The sequence below is a fragment of the Pseudomonas sp. CG7 genome, from assembly GCF_023701885.1.
In the GTDB taxonomy this organism is placed as follows: domain Bacteria; phylum Pseudomonadota; class Gammaproteobacteria; order Pseudomonadales; family Pseudomonadaceae; genus Aquipseudomonas; species Aquipseudomonas zanjanensis.
In genome coordinates, this window is the sequence record NZ_JABAEE010000005.1 from 115,341 (window position 1) to 136,970 (window position 21,630).

The 21,630-nt window shown below is 58.8% G+C and carries 7 protein-coding genes; 2 read left to right on the plus strand and 5 right to left on the minus strand.

Features of this window, described 5'->3' with window-relative positions; all coding sequences use genetic code 11:
• Positions 1-22: 22 nt before the first annotated feature.
• From HGO40_RS04215 to HGO40_RS04230, 4 genes are all read right to left on the minus strand, one after another.
• Positions 23-412, minus strand: a complete 390-nt coding sequence (locus HGO40_RS04215; RefSeq protein WP_250962000.1) for a hypothetical protein — start codon at positions 410-412, stop codon at positions 23-25.
• The gene (locus HGO40_RS04220; protein ID WP_250962001.1) at positions 409-13,185 is read right to left on the minus strand and encodes a two-partner secretion domain-containing protein; all 12,777 of its coding nucleotides are present in this window, start codon (positions 13,183-13,185) and stop codon (positions 409-411) included. Before HGO40_RS04220 ends, HGO40_RS04215 begins: the two co-directional genes overlap by 4 nt.
• A 23-nt stretch (positions 13,186-13,208) precedes the next feature.
• A complete protein-coding gene (locus tag HGO40_RS04225; RefSeq protein ID WP_250962002.1) occupies positions 13,209-14,915 on the minus strand; it encodes a ShlB/FhaC/HecB family hemolysin secretion/activation protein in 1,707 nt (568 codons plus the stop codon).
• Between the two features lie 346 nt (positions 14,916-15,261).
• Positions 15,262-17,760 carry an exo-alpha-sialidase gene (locus tag HGO40_RS04230; protein ID WP_250962003.1) on the minus strand — a complete coding sequence of 833 codons (2,499 nt, stop codon included), beginning with the start codon at positions 17,758-17,760 and terminating at the stop codon, positions 15,262-15,264.
• A 386-nt stretch (positions 17,761-18,146) separates the two neighbouring features.
• Between HGO40_RS04230 and HGO40_RS04235 the strand changes: the two genes are divergently transcribed.
• Positions 18,147-18,422 (plus strand): hypothetical protein, encoded by a 276-nt coding sequence (locus tag HGO40_RS04235; protein ID WP_186704603.1) that lies wholly within the window; start codon positions 18,147-18,149, stop codon positions 18,420-18,422.
• Between the two features lie 243 nt (positions 18,423-18,665).
• On the opposite strand, the gene HGO40_RS04240 is transcribed toward HGO40_RS04235, so the two are convergent.
• On the minus strand, positions 18,666-20,012 hold the full coding sequence (locus HGO40_RS04240; protein WP_250962004.1) for a DEAD/DEAH box helicase: 1,347 nt from the start codon (positions 20,010-20,012) through the stop codon (positions 18,666-18,668).
• Between the two features lie 193 nt (positions 20,013-20,205).
• Here HGO40_RS04240 and HGO40_RS04245 point away from each other — a divergent pair, with 193 nt between their 5' ends.
• Entirely contained in the window at positions 20,206-21,504 is a 1,299-nt protein-coding gene (locus HGO40_RS04245) for a mechanosensitive ion channel family protein (RefSeq protein ID WP_186704601.1), read from the plus strand.
• Positions 21,505-21,630 lie beyond the last annotated feature (126 nt).

Consider the following 21,630-nt stretch of genomic DNA (forward strand, 5'->3'; position numbering starts at 1 on the left):
TTGTGCTCTTTTGGCTTTTCCCTTATTTCTTTAAGCCACCCCATAGATATTTCAAAATATTTACCACCCTAGAATAAGCTAACAACTGCACTTCTAAAGCCACAACCCTCTCGAAAACATGAATATCCAAAGGAACTTTAACATCCATATTCTGACTCTCCGAAGCCTTTGAAAACACCTCAGCAGAGAGATGACTAGCGATATCTAAAATATCAGAATAAAACACATCAACATTTTCACCTTTAAAACTTATAGCCAAACCCTTTTCGAAAAGTTTTAAGACACAACCCTCTAAAACAATTTCGTACACCCCCTGCCCCAACACCGGATCACTAGCAAAAGATATATACGCTCCATAACCAGACGCACTTAGACTTTCAAGATATCTATGAACTGGTTTAATATTGGTCATTTTTTTAGCCCCTTCAAGAAATTCCTAAGACCTTCATTCGTAGCAGGGAAACTAAAAGAAAATTTCTCACCTACTTTTCCCGTACCTAATGCTGCGCCCTCTTCGGATGCATAATACCCCCTTAAGGTAACAGTCGTGCCGCCTTGAGACTTAGTGTATTCCAAGAGCTTTTTAAGCGGTCCGACTAATTCAGCAGCCCCATCCGAACCATAGCCAATAAAACCTTTCGACGTACCAACAGCAAAGTCGTCAAACATAACCTCACCGGCACTCACTGTCACTTTTGGAGAATATATAGTTCCAACCCCATTAGCAGCATCAAATGAAACTTTCCCGAGATCTGTTACGACAGACGGGGTTGCTTTCCCTCCCCACGAACCAAGCTTTCCTATAAAGGAGAGTAGTCCCAGTCCTACAACCTCTCCAGCCATGAATTCGCCCCAAGCCTTAACGAACTCGTTAGCCGGTAGCACGCCATCAAAACCTTGCCCCTCCGCGAGGTCTCGTTGCGCCTGTGCAACCTCTTCGGCAGTCGCACCGTTGCGTTGCATATATTCAGCAAGAGACGCTGCTGCCTGCCCATAGCCATGGTCGCCCAAAAAGTTGTATTGCGTGGCGTTTTTGGCAATCCACCCGCCCTTATCCATCTTGCTGGCATCCGCATCTTCCTGCGCTGCTGCAGCCAAAACACCAACAATTTGTGAGCTCATGCTCAACAGATCTTCATTACCCTTAACCAGCGTGTTCAGCTGCGTAACGAGCGCCTCGTTCGCCCCTGCTGCCAGGGCCCCGGTTTTGAAGTCACCGCCAGTTGCTTCTGCCAGCAACCCACCAACCATCGCGTGAACGGCGATCTTTGGCAAAGAACCGTCAGCCAGTACTCCTTTGGAGTAATCCCCAATCGCATTGAAACTGGCTGCCGCCAGCGTATTGAACAACGCACCTTTCAATGCATCGCTCACGCTGCCCCCCTGCCCCAATGCCTTGCTTAAAAGCGTCGACGTACCGTTCTGTAGCGCCTGATTAGCGGCGAACTGACCAACTCCACTCCAAGTGCTCAAAGAAGGGGAAATGATCTTGTCCGTTACCGTATTGGCCGTTGTCCCAGTCCAGTCGTTGAAATATGCCGCCGTAAGCCCAGCTGTAACCGCTGAGATGACATAACCCTTCATCGCGTCTGAGGAGGTCACATCTTTGAATACCGCGCCAAGATCGCCACGGTTGTTGACGGTACTGACTGTTGCGTTCGTCGCTGCATTTGACGCAACAGCACCAACCATACCGCCCCCAATACCTCCGCCGGCCATACCCGCCACTGCCGGCCCAACAAACGCGGCCATCAAGATAGCAATGATGATTTGCGAAGCAGGCCCCAACCCGGAATTGTTGTATTTGAAGGATTCATGGATCTCCCTCACCTGCCGCCAATCCACATCACCACGTGCTTCTGCTTGTTTCAGCCAGGCCAGTTGAGGATCGGCCTTTACCATTGCATCAATGGATTGACTAACGGTTTGCTGATCAATCTGCCTCACGTCGATTGTCAAACCACCGACAGCATTGATCACGACATTGCCAGCAGCCTTCATTTGGGTCTGGCGCAAGGTTTCGTCGGTGTTTCCTTTCCCTTTCGACGAGACCCAGAAAGCATTGTTGTTGGTCTTCTCGTGACTTTCCTGTTGGAGATCTTTTACGCCTTCGAAGGTTATGGCCCCTCCGCTTAGAAGTGTCAGATCACTATTGCTATTCAGCTTGGCGGCCTGATACGTCTGATCACCGCCGCTAATCAACGCCAAGTTCCCGCCGGTAATGATTTCGCTTCCGACATGGGTGACCTTAGTAACCTCATCGCGCCGGAACTGTTTCTTCCCCCAACTGCCCTTTTTCTTTTTCTGATACAGCGAGTAATCACTGTCCTGCGCTGCCAACAAGTCAAGATTTTCTCCAGCCACCAGATAAGCTTCGTCACCGGCGCTGATACGGCTGGAGATCAGCGCCATGTCTTTCCCGGCATCCAACCTCACGTCGCCTCCAGCACTGACAGCGCTGCTGATCTGTTTGACGTGGTCCTCTTGGGCTGTGACTTTTTTCGACTTGTAGTAAGAGTGAATCTCGTTGGCGCCGGAGGAGATTGTCATGTTCTCGTTGGCGGCCAAGGCCACATTGCGGTCGGCACTGATCTGGCTAGCGATAGCGTTGAAGTCTCGACCTGCGTTCACAGTGACGTCGCGACCCGCCTCCACCTCCGAGCCCAGTTGAGTGATCGAACTTCTGCGGGTACCACCGGTGTTGGAGGTCTGCTGCTGCGCAGAGACGATATTCACATCCCGCCCCGCATCGATTTCCGTGTCACGCCCGCTGACCATGACACTGCCGACGCTATTGACGTCTCGACCGGCGCCCATGGTCAGGTCGTTGGCCGCTTCTATACGCGAGGCGTTATCCGCATAATCCTGCCGCTGGGTGTAGCCGTTGCTGCTGACACTTGCAGTGGTCAACGTGCGCTCATTAATTACGTCCCCCGCTACCGCCCTTAGGGTGACGTCACGTCCGGTGATGATGCCACCGGATTTGTTAACGATGTCGTTGCCAGCCAGCAAATCAAGGCGGCTGCCGGCCTCAATAAGCCCGCTGTTAACGAGGTTCTGACCTGCGGTCGCGGACAGGTTATTCGTAGCCTTAAGCGTGCCAACGTTCTCCAGATCGTTACCGGCAATCAACGTAACGTTCTGCCCGGCAATCAACGCACCATTAGGTGCCAGACGATTATTGGCCTGGGCCATATACAGCACCGGCACCAGCACCTTTTCGCCGTTCACTTCGTGCTCTTCAAGCCAGACGATGTCGTGGGTCAGGGCGGCGACTTGTTGGGCGGTGAGGGTGACGCCTACCGACAAGTTGAGGGCGTCCTTGCTGGCGATGGCGTTGTTCATCAGGTACGTGAACATCGCCTCGTCGGAGGTCTGGCCGTCGATAAAGCGTTGGCCGGTACGGGCGACGACGGCCTGTTGGATGAGTCGTTGTTCGAACAGGCCGTCACCCAACCGCTTGGCGCTGGTGTCCGCGTCGTAGCCGAGTTTCGTCAGCAGATAATCCGAGCTGGTGAATGACTTGAGGTTGGTAAGAAGCGGGTTGGTTTCGATCAGGTATTTTTGCGGTTTGGAAGCCACGGTTGTGCTGGGTAGCCCCGTGACCCGCGCCACCGTTTGACCGGTGACAGGCACTGGCGCGCTTACCGAGGCGTCGGTTGGGCGACTGACGCCAATTGGCGGCGTGCCCGAAGTGTCCAGCGCAATGTCGGCGCCACGGGTGATGGTGCCATCGAGGCTATGCCCTGGCAGTTGCGGCTTGCCTGTGGATGAGTCCGTTGGGGCGGTGACCTGAATGGCGGACGCGCCGGCGGTGACGCCGCCGCTGTCACGATTCAACAACTGCACCTGTCGTTCGGCGGCGGAAACCTGGGTGACATCGGCGATCTCGATGTCGCGCACATTGGCGATCGGCGCGGCGGTGGATCGATTCGATGCGCTCACGCTGGCGCCGCCGATTGTCCAGTTCTGCGACACGACCGGGGTCTGGGAGGCTGACGCGTCGCTGGCGCCCTGCCCGCTCAGCCGGAACAGACCGTTTTGCCCGGTGGGGAGGCTGAAGCCGGGGAGTGTCAGGGGGGTTATTTGTTGTTGGGCCAAGTCCGGTGGGAGTTGGCTGTTCAGGGTCACGCCCGTGGTTTTGCCTGATCCTGCGGCGGCGGTTGTGGTGTTGCGGGACGACGTTGTAATGCCGGTGGAGAATGGGCGCTCCACGCCGTTGGTGATTTTGTTTGTTGCGGTAATGGAGACGTTGCCGCCGGCTTGGATGATGGCTGGGGCAAAACTGTCGGATGCGGTGGAAGTAAAAACCTCCTGTTTGAATGGATTGAGGTTATTTATAAAGTCCGGTAGCTCCGCACGACTGCCCGCTGCAAACTCAGATTGTCCAAATATAATTGCCGACGATGTATTCCAACCCGCCGCGAGCAAAAACACCACCGGACCGATAACCTGGTAAGTTTCTTTATCCGGATTCTTGGAGCCAGTACGCAGAACCTCAGAATAAACTGGGGATTCAGTACCTGCTGCGTTCCAGAAACGCAGATCCTCCTTGTAGCCCGCGTCGTTACGTATATTGTAATTTACAACCTCCCTCATCCTCTCCAAAGAAAGATCATCGTCAAAATACTGGTAGCTCGTGTAGTCTCCCAGAGCTGTACCTGAGTTTTCAAACTCACTTACTGCAACATCGATATCACCTCCAGCACTAACAAGTGAATTTGAATTCAAGAAAGAGAAACCCTTAACGGTCAGATTTTTTCCTGCACTCAACGAAGCCGCTTTAGCCGTCGCATCTCCAGAAACTTTAACTCGATATTGCTGTAGATAAACCAAATATAAAGAAGGTTGCCGATCTGTCCAATAACGTGGAATCGAATCACAGCTATAGCAGCGAACCCCCACCGCCGACGAATACAACTCCGCCTCAGTCTTAAAATCCCCCCGCTTATTGATAATCGAATCCGCATTAATGGAAAAATCCCGCCCACTCTCCATGGTGCCCGAATCATTCTCCATCAACGCCGACCGCCCCCCCAGGTCATTGCGCGCTACATCAATGTCCTCTAGGGCATAAACATCCGACTTACGGTTGGTAAAGCTCCCCACCCGCAGCTTCATGTCCCCACCGCTGAACAAGAACCCACCTTGATCGTTCAGCAAGGTCGAAGCCGTCAGTTTCAATCCATCCGCACCAGCAACCGTCCCATAGTTATTAATGGTGCTCGCAGTGATATTCAGCGCACTCGCCGATGTCAGCCGCCCGTAGTTGTTCAGGCTGCCCAGGCCACCGCGCCCACCGATCGTCGTGGTCCCGCCACCGGTAATACTGGCCACGCTACTCAAGTCGATCGCAGCGGCGTCTACCGTCATGTCGCCCAGGCTGGTGACCCGGCCATTGCCGCTATACCGCCCGGTCAACTCCAAGCCCAAGCCACCATCACTGGCGATCAACCCATTGTTGACCCAATTCCCACCCTTGCCTTCCAGTTGCGTCGAAGCCAGCAGTTGCCCCGTCTCGGTCTGGGTGAAGTTGTTGACGTCGACCGTCAGGCGTCCGGCCTGGATGGCGCTGGTGTTGGTCCAGGTGTCGGCTTTGAGCGTCAGGCCGCCACGGGTGACGATGTCGCCGCCGGCGCCAGTGACGTTGGCCAGGGAGATATCGAAGGTGCCGTCGCCCAGATGCAGCAATTGGCCGCCGCTGTTGAGGAAGCTGTTGGCGGACAGGGTCAGGTGAGTGTTGGCGCTTTCCAGCTTGCCGTTGCGGTTGTCGAAGAGGCTGCCGATCTGGAAGTCGGTTTTGCCCGTTGCCCCAAGGGCTCGCAGTTGGCCGGTCTGGTTATCGAGGCTGGCAGCGCTGACCACCAAAGTGCTGTCGCTTTCCAGAATGCCGCTACGGTTGGTCAGGGCACCGTCCAGATCCAAATGGATGGCGTTGCCGGCGATCTGTCCGGCGGTGTTGTCCACGCTGGCACCGGGGCCAGCGACCTTGATCAGCCCAGAGGCATAAAGACCGCCGTTGCGGTTGTTGAAGCTGGCGGTGTCGATGATGACATCGCCAGTCTGCGCGGCGATCCGACCACCGTTGTTGTTCAGCCCGGCCAAGGCGCGCAGGTCCAAGCCTTGGCCTTGGATCACCCCCCCCTTGTTGTTCACATCGAAGCCGTTGCGCAGCACGCCCACGGTTCTCGCCTCAAGGGCGCCCTTGAGGCTGGCGAGGATGCCACCACGGTTGTCGATATTCGCCGCGGTCACGTTGGCATCGCCGGTTTGGGCGATGAGCTTGCCACCCTGGTTATCCAGATTTCCGGCCAGTTCAAGCTTGAGGCCAGTCTGGCCTTGCATCTCACCCTGGCCGTTGGCAAGGCTCGCGGCATCGAGTGCAACATCGGCCGTCTGGCTGTAGATCAGGCCGTTGCTATGGTTCTGCACGGCTCCGGAGGCAGTGATCTCCAGCGCATTTTTCGCGGCGACGGTGCCGGTATTGCTGTTGTCCAGGCCATCGGAGGACAAGGTCAACGAACCTTGGCTGGCGATCTGGCCGCCCTGGTTGCTGATCTGTGTGGCGCGTTCGACTCGCAATGGGCCAACACTAGCGACTTTGCCATTGGTGTTGCTCAGCGCACCCAGCAGGTCCAGGGTCACGGCAGCGTTACCGACTAGTCTGCCGCCGCTGTTGTCCAAGGTGGTGCCGGTGAATTTCAAGGCCTTTTGCGCGTTGACGGTACCGCCAGCGTTGCCCAGGGTCATGGCATTCATGACCAGGAGGGCGCCGCTGTCGATCAGGCCGCCTTGGGCGTTGTTGAGCAGACCGCCAGTGACCGTCAGGGTCTGGTCGCCGCCGCTGGAAAGACTCCCGCCGCTGCTGTTGTCCAGGCTGGCGGCGCTGACGGCGAGTTTTTGCTGACCGACCAGTGCACCGGCACCGCTGTTGAGCAGTGCCCCGCTAAGGGTGACGCCAACGTCGCCATTGCGGCTGGAGAGCGTGCCGTTGTTGCGGTTGTCGAGGCTGGTACCCCTGACGTCCAGCCCCTGCCAGCCAGAGATCAGGCCGTTCTGGTTGATCAGGCTGGTGGCGTTGAGGCTAAGCAGGTTGCTGCTGATCAGCTTGCCGCCCGTGTTATCGAGGGTGCGTCCGGCCAGGGTGAAGCTTTGGCTGCTGGACACTTCACCGCCCTGGTTATTCAGGTCGCGCAGGCCGTTGAGGGTCAGCGGACCTTTGGCGGTGATCAGGCCATTGCGATTGTTCAGATCATGGCCGCCCAGGTTCAGCGTCATGGCCTGTTCGCCCATCAGGCGACCGCCGTTTTGCGTCAGCGCCGCCAAGGTCAGGTTGATGTCGCCCTTGGCCGATACTTCGCCGCCATTGCTGGAGTCCAGCGCATTGGCGGTGAGCGTTAGATCGTCCTGGGCATTGATCAGGCCATTGGCGCCGTTATTCAGGGCCATGGCATTGAGGACCAAAGCATCGCCCGCCAGCACACTGCCGCCCTGGTTGTTCAGGTCACCGCTGTTGAGCGTGAGCAATTGCGCGGCGCTGATCAGACCTTGGGCTTGGTTATCCAGTTGCTGATCGACCGTCAGGACGAGATTGCCACGGCTGGTGAGCGTGCCGCTGTTGTTGTTCAGGCTTTGGCCGTGGGCATCGACGCTGGCCGCGCCGATCATGCCTTTGACGTTGTTCAGCGCCTGGGCGATGCGCAGGGTCAGGCCCTGGTTGCTGAGCAGCCGGCCGCCATCGTTGTTGAGGGTTTTAGCCGTCAGGGTGAGGGCCAGGGCACTGGAGATTTCACCGCCCTGGTTGTTCACTCCGTTGAGGTTTTTCAGCAGCAACGCGCCGGGGGCGTTGATCAAGCCGCTGTGGTTATTGAGCTGGCCGTTGTTCATGTCCAGGCTCAGCGAGGTGTTGCTGAACAGTTGGCCGCCCTGTTGATCAAGGCCGGCGACCGACGCGATCAACGCGCCTTGGCTGCCGATGCGACCGCCCTCCTGGTTGGTGACCTGGGCGGCCGTGAGGTTCAGCGTGCTGCCACTGTTGAGCCGCCCCTGCTGGCTGTTGTCGAACGCGCCGGTGGTGACGTTTACCGCGCCTTTAGCGCTGATGTTGCCCTGCTGACGATTGTCCAGTGCTGCGCTGGTGAGCAGCAGCGCGCCGTCGGTGACCAGTTCGCCGCCCTGGTTGTCGAGACGCCCCAGGCTGTGCACGGTCAAATCCGCCGCACTGGACAGACTGCCGCCGGTGTTGGTCAGGTTGGCGGCGCTGACATGCAGCGTGCCTTCGCTGCTGAGTTGGCCTTGGGTGTTGAGCAGATCGCGGCTCAGGTTGATGCGCTGATTCTGCTGGCTGATCAGGTAGCCGCCGCTGTTATCCAAGGACCCGCCATCGAGGCTTAACTGAGTCTTGGCACTGAGCAGGCCTTTGGTGCGGTTGAGCAATTTATCCACGGTCAGTTTCAGCGCCTGCCCGGCGAATACCTGGCCGCCGTCGCTGTTGTCGAGGTTCTGGCTGACCAGCGTGACATCGGCGCTGCCGGACAGCTCACCGCCACGGTTATCAAGATCGTCGACATTGAGATCCAGCGCTTTTGTCGCGCCGATCAAACCGGCCTGACGGTTGTCGAGACTGGCGGCCTCCAGTGTCAGGGCGTCGGTGCTGATCAGTGTGCCCTGACGGTTATCCAACGTGCTGACAGTGGCGTTGAATCCGGGCTTGCCGGCGAGGCTGCCGGCACGGTTATCCAGGCGATCAGCGACCAGCAACAACGCACCGTCGGCCAGCAACGAGCCACGCTGGTTGTCGAACACGGTATCGACATTCAAGTCGAGGCGGTCACGACTGCTGACCAGGCCCTCGCTGTTGTCCAAACTGGCGCTGCGGCTGTCCAGGGACGCTGCCGAGATGACGCCGCGGGCGTTGTTGAGTACCTGGGCGGTTCTGAGCATCAGGCCTTGGCTGCTCAGCAATTTACCGCCGCTGTTATTGAGGTTTTGCGTGGTCAGGGTGAAGGCTTGCTGGCTGGAGATTTCCCCGTCCTGGTTATTGACGTCCTTGAGGTTGCTCAGCAGCAACGCATCCGAGGCGTTAATCAGGCCGCCCTGGTTGTTCAACTGACCGTGGTTCAGGTCCAGGCTCAGGCGGGTGTTGCTGAACAGTTCGCCTTGCTGCTGATCCAGCCCGGTGACTGACGCGGTCAGGGCTTGGCTGCTGGCAATACGGCCTGAGGCATTGTTTACCTGCGTGGCGTTGAGCGTGAGCGTGGTGCCCGAGATCAGGCGCCCGCCCTGGCTGTTGTCAAGGGCACCGGTGGTGACTTGGGTCGCGGCTTTGCCCGAGATCAGGCCCTTTTGGCTATTGTCCACGCTGGCGCTTTCGAGGGTCAGCGCGGCGTCGGTGCTGATGGCCCCGCCCTGGTTGATCAACCCACCACCACTGACAATCGACAACACGCCGGCGCTGCTCAGGCTGCCGGCGGTGTTATCGAGGCGGCCCACGTCGACGCTCAATTCCCCTTCGCTGCTGATCAGCCCTTTGTTGTTCAACAGTGCGTTATCGAGGGTGATCACCAGGCCGTTGAGGCTGTCGAGCACGCCTTCGCTATTGTCCAGCGTGGTGCCGCTGAGGGTCATTTGGCCTTGGGCGTGGATGAGTCCTTTGCTCTGGTTGATCAGCTCAGCGACCTTCAACTCCAGATCAGTGCCGGCGATGAGTTTGCCGCCCTCGCTGTTGTCCAGTCGCTGGCCGCCCGCCTTCATGCCAAGCCCCGCGGACAGCTCGCCCGCGCGGTTATCGATCTGCCCGACCTGCAAATCCAGCGCTTTTGTGGTGCCGATCAAACCACCGTTGCGGTTATCAAGAATCTTGCCGGTCAGGCTCAAATTGCCTTGGGCTACCAGCGCACCGCCCTGTTGCTGCAGGGTATCGATAATGGCGGTGAGGTCGGTTTGGCTGGAGATACGACCGAGGCCGTTCTGCACCTCAGCGGCCTTCAAGGTCAGCACACCAACGCTGGTCAGCAGCCCGGCGCTGTTGTCCAGACGCGAGCCTTCGAAAGTGACGCTGCTTTTGCCCGCGATGACGCCGTTATCACGGTTATCCAGTTGATTGACCGTCAGTTGCAGCGCCTTGTCGGCACGGATGCTCCCGCCACGGTTGTCGACCGAGTCGCTGCGCAAGGTCAGCAAGTCGTTGCCGGCCAGGCGACCACTGCGGTTATCGAGGCTGCCGGTTTGCAGGTCGATCGCGCCTTTGGCAAGCACTTGGCCTTGGTTCTGATTGTCCAGCAGACCGCTGATGCGCGCGGTCAGGCTGCCATCGCTGATCAATTGGCCGCCGTTGCTGTTGTCCAGGCTGGCCGCCTTGATGTCCACGGCCTTACCCGAACCGAGTACACCGTTGCGGTTGTCCAGCGCGCCGCCAAGCTCAATGCTCAAGGCGCTGTCGCCCAGTACCTGGCCGTTGCGGTTATCCAAGGCCATCGCGTTGAGCCGGGTCAGGCCCGCGCTGGAGATTTCGCCATCGAGGTTGGTCAACGTGCCGTCGACGTTTACCGTCAGGTCTGCATCGCTGCCCAGGCTGCCGCCGCTGTTGTCCAGGCTGGCTGCACGCACTTCAAGGCCGTTGGCTGAGATCAGGCCCTTGGCATTATTTAGCGCCTGGGCAATGACCAGATCGAGACGCTGCTGGCTGACGATCGAACCGGCGCGGTTGTCCAGGCTCATGGCATTCAGGCTGAACGCCTGGTCGCTGGAAATCTCACCGTCGCGGTTGTTCACCGCCGCCAGGTTTTTCAACAACAGGCTGCCCGGGGTGTTGATCAGCCCGCCCTGGTTATTCAACTGCCCATGGTTGAGGTCAAGGGATAGGCGGGTGTTGCTGAACAACTGGCCGTTCTGTTGATCGAGGCCGGTGACACTGGCATCCAGGGCTTTGGCACTGGCGATGCGGCCGCTGGCGTTATTCACTTGGCCAGCCTTCAATAGCAGCGTGTCACTGCTGATCACGTTGCCGCCGACGTTGCTCAGGGCTTCCATGCTGTCGAGGCTCAACGCACCGATGCTGGAAATCTGGCCACCGTCGTTATTTATCTCGGCGGCTTTGAGGCTGGCGGTGGTGTCGCTTTTCACACTGCCCTGGGCGTTGAGCAGTGCCCCGCCCAGGTTTAGATTCAGGCCTTGCTGGGCATAAAGCGATCCCTGGCGGTTGTCCAGTCGTTGCGCGTCGATCGCCAAGGCTGCGCGAGTGGAGATCAATCCCTTGGTCTGGTTGGTCAAGCGTTCGAGGGTCAGGCGCAGGTCGCCATAGGCAATCAGCTTGCCGCTATCGCTGTTGTCCAGTTCGGTGCCGACCAGGGCCAGGACGCCCTGGCTCGACACTTCGCCGCCACGGTTATCCAGCGTGCCGACGTTGAGGCTGCCCGCCTGGGCGGCAGTGAAGACGCCACCCTGGCGGTTATCCAGACTCGCCGCGTTGAGGGTCAACAGGCCAGCCGATGACAATAACCCGGCCTGATTGAGCAACTGTGCCGAAATACTGGCGGTGAGCGCTCCGTCGCTGAGCAATCGACCCGCCGTATTGTCCATTGACGCCGCCGTCAACTGAGCGCGATTGCGGGCGGAGAGCCGCCCGTTCCGGTTGTTCACTTGGCCGCTGGCGTTGATGTCAAGCATCTGCCCCGCCGCCACCAGACCTGCCACGTTATCCAGCGAGGCGACGCGCAACGTGATGTTGCTCAGGCTGTTGAGTTCGCCGCTGCTGTTGTTCAACTGCCCGACGTTGGCTGTCAGGTTGCCGTTGCTGCTGACCACGCCTTGGGCGTTGAGCAACTTATCGGCAGTGATGTTCAGCGCGGTGCCGCTCAGCACCCTGCCCTTGTTTTGGTTGTCCAGGCTCCCGGCTTTGACCGTGGCCGTTTGGCCGGCACTCAAGGTCCCGCCTTGGTTGCTCAGGGTCTGCCCAACATTGGCCGTGAGGTTCCGGCTGGCAACGATGCTCTTGCCATCGTTGCTCAGGCGCTGCGCCGTAAGGTTTACATCTCCCGTCGCATTGCGCGTAGCGTCGGCATTGACCCCGGCTTCGATGATGCCGTTGTTGGTCAACTGCCCACCCGCATTCAGCGTGATGCTGTTCCGCGCCGCGAGGGTTTGCTGGTTGCTCAAGTTGCCTTGTGTCTGGGCGTTCAGCGTAGTGCCGGCATAGACCGCACCCCGAGCATCGAGGCTGGCAGCCTTGACGTTGACGGCGCCGCTGGCCGAGGTCTCGGCCAGGCTCAGGCGACCGTTGGCGTCGAGCTGGATATCGCCGCCGCTGGCGATCAGTTTGCCGCCCAGCTTCACGCCGACGCCCGTCTCGGTGCCCACCAGCTTGATCGCACCGGCGTACATGCCCCCCAAGGCCGAGGAGTCGATGGCCAGTTGCGGTTTGACGCTGCCGTCATCGGCGCGGGCTGTGGCGTCGAGGGTATTGGCGTTGACGTCGTTGCGTCCGGCCACAATCGTCAGGTTCTTGGCCTGGATTTCGGCGTTGATCTTGGCGCTGCGGGTGATGATTTCGACGCGATCAAGGTTGTTGGCGTTAAGGCCCGCTCCTTCGATGGCGACGCTGCCCTGGTCCACCTGATAACGATCCAGCCGACCGCTTTCCACCACCGGTTTACCGGTACTCAAGGTCACTTTCGGGCTGTTGATAAAACCGCAACCGTTGCAGGTGATGCCATAGGGGTTGGCAACGATGACATGGGCCGACTGTCCCGCCACTTCGGTGTAGCCACGCAACTGGCTGGGGTTGCCGCCGTTGACCTCGTTGAGAATGGTCGTGGCGGCCGTACCGTTGAGGTTCGGGTTGCCGATAATGATCCCGCCCAGTTGCGTGGACTGCGTGCGGGCGGTGGCGTTGTTGAGGATCACGCCGTTGCTGCCGACGTTGTAATCGCTGAACTGGTTGTGAGACAGGCCGCTGCCGTTGGGTTTGGCGATGTTGACGATGGGCACGCCGTTGCCCGCCCGATCCAGGCCAGTGCCCGGCGCACTGACGATGATGCCGTCGGCCTGGGCCCACATCGGTTGCCAGAACATGACATTGGCCAACAGGAACGCCAGGCCGCGCTTGGGCATGCCCCAGAATTGCTCGCGCGATTGCAGGGTCGCGGAGGGTTGGCGGGCCAGGAAGGCGTGTTGACGGTCGTCCATGTTCAGGTCTCGTTGCAGCGGAATTAGAGGAGTACATCCACGCGGAAGTAGATCGGCGCTTCGCGCTCGGTCAGGGCATCCGGGCGTTCCAGGGAATGGGCGAAGGTGACGCTGGCGTTCAGGTGCTCACCGCGGGCAAACAGCTCCAGTGAGTTGCTCGACATGCGTCCGTGCTGGTCGCCGTTGTAGCGACTGCCTCGAATCACACCCTGGTCATAACCGAGGCTGGTGCCGTATTCGCCGAACACCGGGCGCAGCCATTCCAACGTCACCGGACGGCTCCAGCGCAGGTCGTTGCGCCAATAACCGCCGCTGTCGCCGGACAACGATTGATCCTTGTAGCCACGAATCGACGACTGGCCGCCCAGGCTCATGCGCTGCGGGCTGAACAGCACGTCTTCGCTGCGCTGGCCGGTCATCAGGCTGCTGAAGCTGAAGGACTCGCCCCACACCTGGAACGGTTGCAGGTAGCTGGCGGTGGCGGTGTATTTGCGGTAGCGGGCATCGGCCTGGCCGGGACCCGGATCGTTGTCGTCCTGGGCATCGAAGGCGCCGATCCCCTCTTGCATGCCCAAGTCGAGGTTGACGAAAGCATTGCCAACCCGCCGGCCATGGTTGATGCCGAATTGCGCTTCGCTGAGCCGATTACTGCTCACCGCCAGCTTGCTGTCTTCGATGAAGTTGTTGGTGCGCAGGTACGCCAGGCCCGTATTGAGGGAGGTCTTGCTCAAGGCGTCGCGGTAGATCACCCGCTCGACCCGCACCTGGTGATTCTGGCTGTCGCCGGTCTGCTTGAAGTTGAAACCGTTGGCCGGGATCTGCGAGCGGTATTCGCTCTGGCTGTAGGTGTAACTGACGTTCCACCAACCCCAGGGCAGGTTGTAATAAAGCATGGCGTTGTTGGAGGTGTGTTGGTGGTCGGTCATCGCGTCATGACCACCGCGCAACATCAACTGATCGGCCAGGCCCAGCGGGCTGTCCCATTCGAAACTGCTGCCCCACTGCTGCTCGCCGGTGCTGCGCTGGCCATCGTTGCTGCGCGACAGGCCGGCGCGCCAAGGCTTTTTCGGTTCATTGGTGACCCGCACTTCGCTGCCACCGACGTTCTGCCCTGGCGTCAATTCCATTTTTGCCTGGTTCGACGGCAGGCGATTGAGCTGATCGACCATCTGCTCGATCTCCCGCAGGTTGACCAACTCGCCGGTCGCACCGGGAAAAGCCATCGCCAACTCACGGTCCGATAGCTGGCTGGTCTCGGCCCCCTTGAGGCCTTCGAGCCGCCCTTCCACCACCAACACGCTCAGGTGTCCGCCGGACAGATCCTGCTGCGGCAAATAGGCGCGGCTGGTGACCAAGCCCTTTTCGATGTAATGGTCAGTGATGACTTTGAGCAGTTCGTTAAGCTGCGGCACGCCCAGGCATTGGCCGATGTAGGGCTTGAGCAATTGCTCGCGCTCGCCGGCGGAAAGGCTGTCGGCGCCCTTGAGTTCGATGGTCTTGATGGGGAAGCAATGGGTATCGGCAGGTGCGCTCGGCTGGGCCGGCTTCGCCTCCTGGCCGGGCAAATCCTTGAGTTCTTCCAGACGACGGCGCTGCTCTTCGAGCAAGCGATTCTGGCGTTCGCGGATCAGGTCCGTGTCGCCAGGCGTGGGGGCGGCGTGAGCCAGGGTGAATGGAGAAAGGCACAGCAAAGCCAGGCACAACCTCGCCCAAAAGGCGGGTGAGGACATGTTCGATCCCTCGAGTGGAAAGTGACATCAAAATAGTGGCGCGATATTAATGAGCCATCATTTTGACGTCAACTAAATGGGTTTGGCTTTGAGGCTATTCCTAGACCCATTCATCTGAAATCAGATGGCTGCGGTACGGGGCATTGGTAACGCCGATTGGCCTGGGCACACCCGTTACTCGATAAACGTCGCGAATTGAGGCTGCGGGAAGGAGGACCGAATTTGCTTTTGTGGCGAATTCAGGATGGGCTTCATAAAAAACCGGACTCAAGGTCCGGTTCTTTATTAAAGCGCTAGGCATCTGCCTCAGAAAGCAGGGATATCCTGCTTGGCAGAGATTTGACGACTACTTGCTTGCCTCCTCAACGGCTGCCGCATTCTGAGGACCGAAAGAGTATTTCAGGGCCCGTGCCTTCGAGGTCCGCGGATCAGGTAAGCCTACGGTCTCCGGGCCCGCAAAGCCGGTGACGCCTTTGGCGAACGTGGGATTGATCGCATCGAACAAAAAGCTGAAGCCTTGTTTCAGCGAGCTCTGGGCGATGCCGTGACAGCCCATGCAGCCGCCCATGGTCAGGCTTTGAGTACTGTGGGCGTAGTCCGGCACCTTGATGTTCGGTTGGTTGCGCGCATTGGTCAGGGTGTTGTTATTCGGGATGGGGAACACGTTGCTTCCACGAAACAGCTGGATGCCCGGCTGGCTGCTTTCGACCATGATGTTGGCCAGATAGTAATCCGGGTCGGTTGAGGTGCTCGACGGGATGGCTTGCACCCCTTTGAGCCGATAGTGCTTCCAGACCGAATTGTCGAATTCGCGGCTGCCGTCCATGAGCTGCCTGACCTGGTCGTTCACCGCCTGGACTTCTGAATGGACGGTCAGCGGTTGCACGACCTTGATCGGGCCGGCTTGTCCTTCGGGGATCCCGTTGCTGCCGGAGTAGACCGGCGGATCAAGTTTCGCGTTTGCGACCAGTCCCTCCGTTGGCAGGGAAACCGTATAGGTCTTGTTGCCGTCAGAGAAGGTGGCGGTCGGCGGCGTGGCTGAATCGAGGCCGGGGTAATCGATCTTGTTGTAGTTGGCGATGTAGTAGAGCCCGGTCGGCGATTTACCGTCGGGCAACGTCAGGGCATCTTCGTGCTCGAATGTGGCGAAGATGAAGGTCGGGTAGTTGGCCGTCTTATGGATGATATGCAAGGCGACCAGTGCGTAGTCTTCGTTCTGCGCCTCCGGGTCAGTGTCGGTACCCTTATAGGTCACCACCGTCGCCGTATGGTAGCGCCCGCGATCCGGCACCGGAATGTCGGCCAGCTTGCGCCATGCCGCCTTTACCTCCACCGCGCCGTCGGGCAGCACAATATGATCCGGATAACGGGTCAGGCCTTTCGCATAGTTGTAAACGACGGGGTTGGCCTTGGCCTCGAACAGGATCTGGCTGTCGCTTGAAGGGGCATAGTCTCCCCGCGCATCTGTTGTCTTCGCCGCATTGGGCGGCTTAACCGGGAAGAAAATAGCGTTTTGTCCTATTTGGGTCGCCTCATCCAGATTGTTGTAAAGGGTAAAATCAGTGCCTGGCGCCATCCGTATCGGCTTCTTGAGGAACTGGGTATAGGTGTAGTTCGGATCAGAACCAAGCGAACGCGTAGGACCGCCAACGGGATTGAACCCTACCGCCGGAAACAACTCGCTGCGGTGGGCGAAGGTTTGCCACAACAAAGGGGTTGGAGACTGCGAGGCCTTGCCCGAATCGGCAAAGCTGCTGGCGGGATTACCCATGCCACGGCTAGCCGGTAACGGCGTCATGGCGGTGTTGTTCAGCGCAAAAAAACTCCGCCAGGCAAAGGTCGCATAGTCGGTATGGCTAAGGCCCGTCGCCAGGTCAGCAGGCAACTGCGGGTTGTCCCCTGTCAGATCGTTTGTGGTAATGCCGTAGGAAACGCCCAATCCCGATGGGCCGGTCAAACTGTCAGAGAAAAGCCTTGAATAATAGGGACTCCAGTTGACCCCATCGCTTGAACCAAAAGTGGTAGGGCCACTGCTGAGAAAAATGCGGTTACCGGTGATGGTTGCACGGTTCAGGAAAAGCTCGCTCTTTGCTAGGCCCGACAGTCTTTGTTCATCTCCCCAGTTACCGCCCCGGTCGTAACTGCGCACGGCAAAATTATTAAGATCATAAGAGTAATAGACCAACAGCTCACCGTTATAGACCACGGGCACCAGACTCAGCACTCTGAGAGCATTTGCAGTGAACCCAGGATTTTCCTTACTCCACAGCAAGCCATCGTCCGAGGTCACATAGTTAATCGTGTGATCGTCCTCCTCGCTATACAGGACAAATAATTTTCCGTTGTACACCACAGGACTGTTAGTAGCGGCGTCGCTGGAGACCGCAATAGGGTTAACATTGGACCAGGTTATGCCGTCCTCGGAACTGATGCTATTTATGTGCTTCTCGTCGGTAAAGGTCAGCACCAGCTTTTGCTGAAACACGGTCGCTGAGACATTACCCACGATGCCAGACACCGGAATGGGCTGTGGTGGGGACCAATTACTGCCCTGCGCCGAAGTGGAAAAATAGATAGCGGAATCACTATCGTTGGCCCAAAACATATAAATCTTGCCCTTGAACGATTGCACCGCGGGTGTAGCCAACCCTACCGAGGGAAATGGCACCATGCCCGACGAAGAAGGTATGGCGTTTGCGGCATCAGGGCTGTCAAACACATCAACTACGATCCCTTCATCGGGTCGCGACGTGGCGATGATCACACTTTCTGCATAAGCCGATGACACCGCGAACAAACCACACAGGCACAACATCAGCCGACTGAGTATCGCTCTAAGGCTCATAGATTTCATTCCTTGAATTAATAGCTATCGCAGTCCGTGGGCACGTCCTGACAGGCGTAGTTGTTCCATTGCTCGAATGCGAGCGGCACCGGGTGATCCAGAACTCATTGACTGCATTGCGTCAGACATATTGTTAGCCTCCTGGCTAATGAAGCACTTACGTCCTGTGTGAAGGAGCGACCCAGCATTGCAGGCATAGGGCTACCAGTCACTTTCTCCATGGTAGACGACGGTTTCATATCGGCTAGGGAAACCCTGAAAAAGACTTCAATCCGTGTCTGGGCCCATGCAGCGACGGAACGCCTGTCAGCGGCAGGCTAATGAACTTTCCACTCTGCACGGGCCTCAACCCATTACCTGCCCAACAAGGAATATGAGGCCCTGCCATGAAAACCCTCATCAAACTTACCCTCGCCGCCACCCTCACCTGCGCCCTGCCCGCCTGGGCCGCTTGTACACCTGAGGAAGCGACCATCAAGCGTGAACAACTGGCGGATAAAATCGCCAAGCTCACCGAACAGGATCCGTCCAAGGCCAAGGAGATGAATGACGAGTTGAAGGCTATGGATCTGGAAACATCCAGCAAGGAGGTGCCGGATAAGTGCCAATTGATCGATAAGCGCCTGCAGGAGCTGGAAGAGGCGCAGAGGAAAGCGGAGTGATCGCCGAGCGAGCACGGCCAGCTTTTGTGGCGCGGGAGCTTGCTCCCGCTGGGGTGCGAAGCGCCCCCAAACCTGAGCGTCAACATCAGGGCTGATAAACCAGAGACCCTCTCGGGGCTGCTGCGCAGCCCAGCGGGAGCAAGCTCCCTCGCCACAAGAGCCTGTTGTACGTAAGGCTGAGTAACAGCCCATAAAAAAACCGGACCCAAGGTCCGGTTCTTTTTAGCAAGCGCTAACGCAGCTTCACTCAGCCGCTGGCGCCTCTGGCTTGCGCCGCTTGAGCGGGGCCATGCCGTCCTTGCTGACCAGCGACGGTGCGTCGGACTTCGGGCGATTGGCGGTCTTGCGTTTGGTCGGGCCCTTGGCGCCGGCTTTTTTCTTGTCGCCCTTGGCGTCGACCTTTTTCTTCTTCACGCCAACGGCCTTGCCCGACGCCTTGACCTTCTTCGGTCCGCCGTAAGTACCTTTGACTTCCTTGATGGTGCGGCGCTCGAAGCTCTGCTTGAGGTAGCGCTCGATGCTCGACATCAGGTTCCAGTCGCCGTGGCAGATCAGCGAGATCGCCAGGCCGTCGTTGCCGGCGCGGCCGGTACGACCGATGCGGTGCACGTATTCATCGCCACTGCGGGGCATGTCGAAGTTGATGACCATGTCCAGGCCATCCACGTCCAGGCCGCGGGCAGCGACGTCGGTCGCGACGAGGATCTTCACGCCGCCCTGCTTGAGGCGGTCGATGGCCAGCTTGCGGTCCTTCTGGTCCTTTTCGCCGTGCAGCACGAACGCCTTGTATTCCTGGGCCACCAGGCGGCCGTAGATGCGGTCGGCCATGGCCCGGGTGTTGGTGAACACGATGGCTTTTTCGTAGGTTTCGTTGGCCAGCAACCAGTTGACGATCTGCTCTTTGTGCTGGTTGTGGTCGGCGGTGATGATCTGCTGCCGGGTGGTGGAGTTCAGTTGGCTGACCGCGTTGAGCTGCAAGTGCTCGGGGTTGTTCAGCACCTTGGCGATCATCTCGCGCAGGCCCGAACCGCCGGTGGTGGCGGAGAACAGCATGGTCTGCTGGCGGTTGACGCACTCGTCCACCAGGCGCTGCACGTCTTCGGAAAAACCCATGTCCAACATGCGGTCGGCTTCGTCCAGCACCAGCACTTCGACTTCCTTGAGGTCGAGATTGCCGGCGTTCAACTGCTCGATCATCCGCCCCGGCGTGCCGATCAGGATGTCCGGCACCTTGCGCAGCATGGCGGCCTGGACCTTGAAGTCTTCGCCGCCGGTGATCAGGCCGGACTTGATGAAAGTGAACTGCGAGAAGCGCTCCACTTCCTTCAAGGTCTGCTGGGCCAGTTCACGGGTCGGCAGCAGGATCAGGGTCTTGATGCTGACGCGGATCTTGGCCGGACCGATCAGGCGGTTGAGGATCGGCAGCACGAACGCGGCAGTCTTGCCGCTGCCGGTTTGCGCCGTCACCCGCAGGTCACGCCCCTGGAGCGCGAGCGGAATGGCCGCTGCCTGCACCGGCGTTGGCGCGACAAATTTAAGCTCGGCCACGGCTTTGAGCAGGCGTTCGTGCAGGGCGAATTGGGAAAACACGGGTGCTACCTCGAAGAAATGCAAAAAAACAGCTGCATAGGGTAACGGGTTCGAGCGCGAAGGCCGAGTTTCTTTATACAAACGGCGGTAAATCAGTGCTTTTTTATCAGCCGATATTGTATCAACGGTCACTTGAGCAGGCTTAAATGCTCTAATCGCCCCGTCGCGTCTCTATAGAAGAATCGTTTCGTCCATGGACATCAAACAACTCTGGGTCAACATTCAAGACCTCTGGGGTGCCCTTGACCAGCACCCGCTCCTGCATTCCAGCCTCGCCCTGATGTTGCTGCTGGTCATCGCCCTGGTGCTCGGACGCGTCGCGCGCTACCTGATCCTGCACGCCGCCAAGTTGCTTGGGCGCCAGCCAGCCTTGCATTGGGTCAACGACCTGCGCCAGAACAAGGTCTTTCATCGCCTGGCGCAAATGACGCCGTCACTGATCATTCAATCCGGCCTGCACCTGGTGCCGGAACTGAGCAAGACCAGCATGATTTTCCTGGGCAATGTGGCCCTGGCGTTCACCATCCTGTTCATGGTGCTGAGTCTCAGTGCCCTGCTCAGCGCCCTGCTGGACGTCTACGCACGCACCGAACACGCGCGGACTCGCTCGATCAAAGGCTACGTGCAACTGACGAAGATGGTGCTGTATGTGTTTGGCGCGATCATCATCGTCGCCACGCTGATCGACCGCTCGCCACTGTTGCTGCTGTCGGGCCTGGGTGCGATGTCGGCGGTGATCCTGTTGGTCTACAAAGACACCCTGCTGTCGTTCGTCGCCAGCGTGCAGTTGACCAGCAACGACATGCTGCGGGTCGGCGACTGGATCGAGATGCCCCAGGTCGGCGCCGACGGTGATGTGGTGGACATCACGTTGCACACAGTCAAGGTGCAGAACTTCGACAAGACCATCGTCTCTATCCCCACCTGGCGCCTGATGTCCGAGTCGTTCAAGAACTGGCGCGGCATGCAGCAGTCCGGTGGACGACGGATCAAGCGCAGCCTGTTCATCGACGCGAGCGGCGTGCGTTTCCTGCATGACGAGGAGGAACAACGCCTGACCCAGGTCCGCCTGCTGACCGACTACATCAGCCGCAAGCAGGCCGAGCTCAAGGCCTGGAACGAGGCCCAGGGCAACGTCGCGGCGATGTCGGCCAACCGCCGGCGGATGACCAACCTGGGCACCTTCCGCGCCTATGCCCTGGCCTATTTGAAGAGCCACCCGGAGATCCAGCCGAACATGACCTGCATGGTCCGGCAGATGCAGACCACCGCCCAGGGCATCCCGCTGGAAATCTACTGTTTCACCCGCACCACCGCGTGGGCGGACTACGAGCGCATCCAGGGGGACATTTTCGATTACCTGCTGGCGGTGATGCCGGAGTTCGGATTAAACCTGTACCAGCAGCCGAGCGGCACGGACCTGCGCTCGGGGCTGCTGCCGGCGGTGCTGGGGGCGAGTCACCTGCCGGAGCCGCAGAAGCAGGTGGTCTAAAGCCAACCACATCTCCCTGTGAGAGCAGGAGCTCTTAAAGCCAACCCCATTCCCCTGTGGGAGCGAGCTTGCTCGCGATGGCGGTGCATCAGAATCATAGATGCTGACTGATACTCCGCCATCGCG

What these genes read in the sequence shown, in the direction of transcription:
- HGO40_RS04215 (WP_250962000.1), bottom strand. Translation starts at nt 412, where the DNA reads ATGACCAATATTAAACCAGTTCATAGATATCTTGAAAGTCTAAGTGCG.
- HGO40_RS04220 (WP_250962001.1), bottom strand. Translation starts at nt 13,185, where the DNA reads ATGGACGACCGTCAACACGCCTTCCTGGCCCGCCAACCCTCCGCGACC.
- HGO40_RS04225 (WP_250962002.1), bottom strand. Translation starts at nt 14,915, where the DNA reads ATGTCCTCACCCGCCTTTTGGGCGAGGTTGTGCCTGGCTTTGCTGTGC.
- HGO40_RS04230 (WP_250962003.1), bottom strand. Translation starts at nt 17,760, where the DNA reads ATGAGCCTTAGAGCGATACTCAGTCGGCTGATGTTGTGCCTGTGTGGT.
- HGO40_RS04235 (WP_186704603.1), top strand. Translation starts at nt 18,147, where the DNA reads ATGAAAACCCTCATCAAACTTACCCTCGCCGCCACCCTCACCTGCGCC.
- HGO40_RS04245 (WP_186704601.1), top strand. Translation starts at nt 20,206, where the DNA reads ATGGACATCAAACAACTCTGGGTCAACATTCAAGACCTCTGGGGTGCC.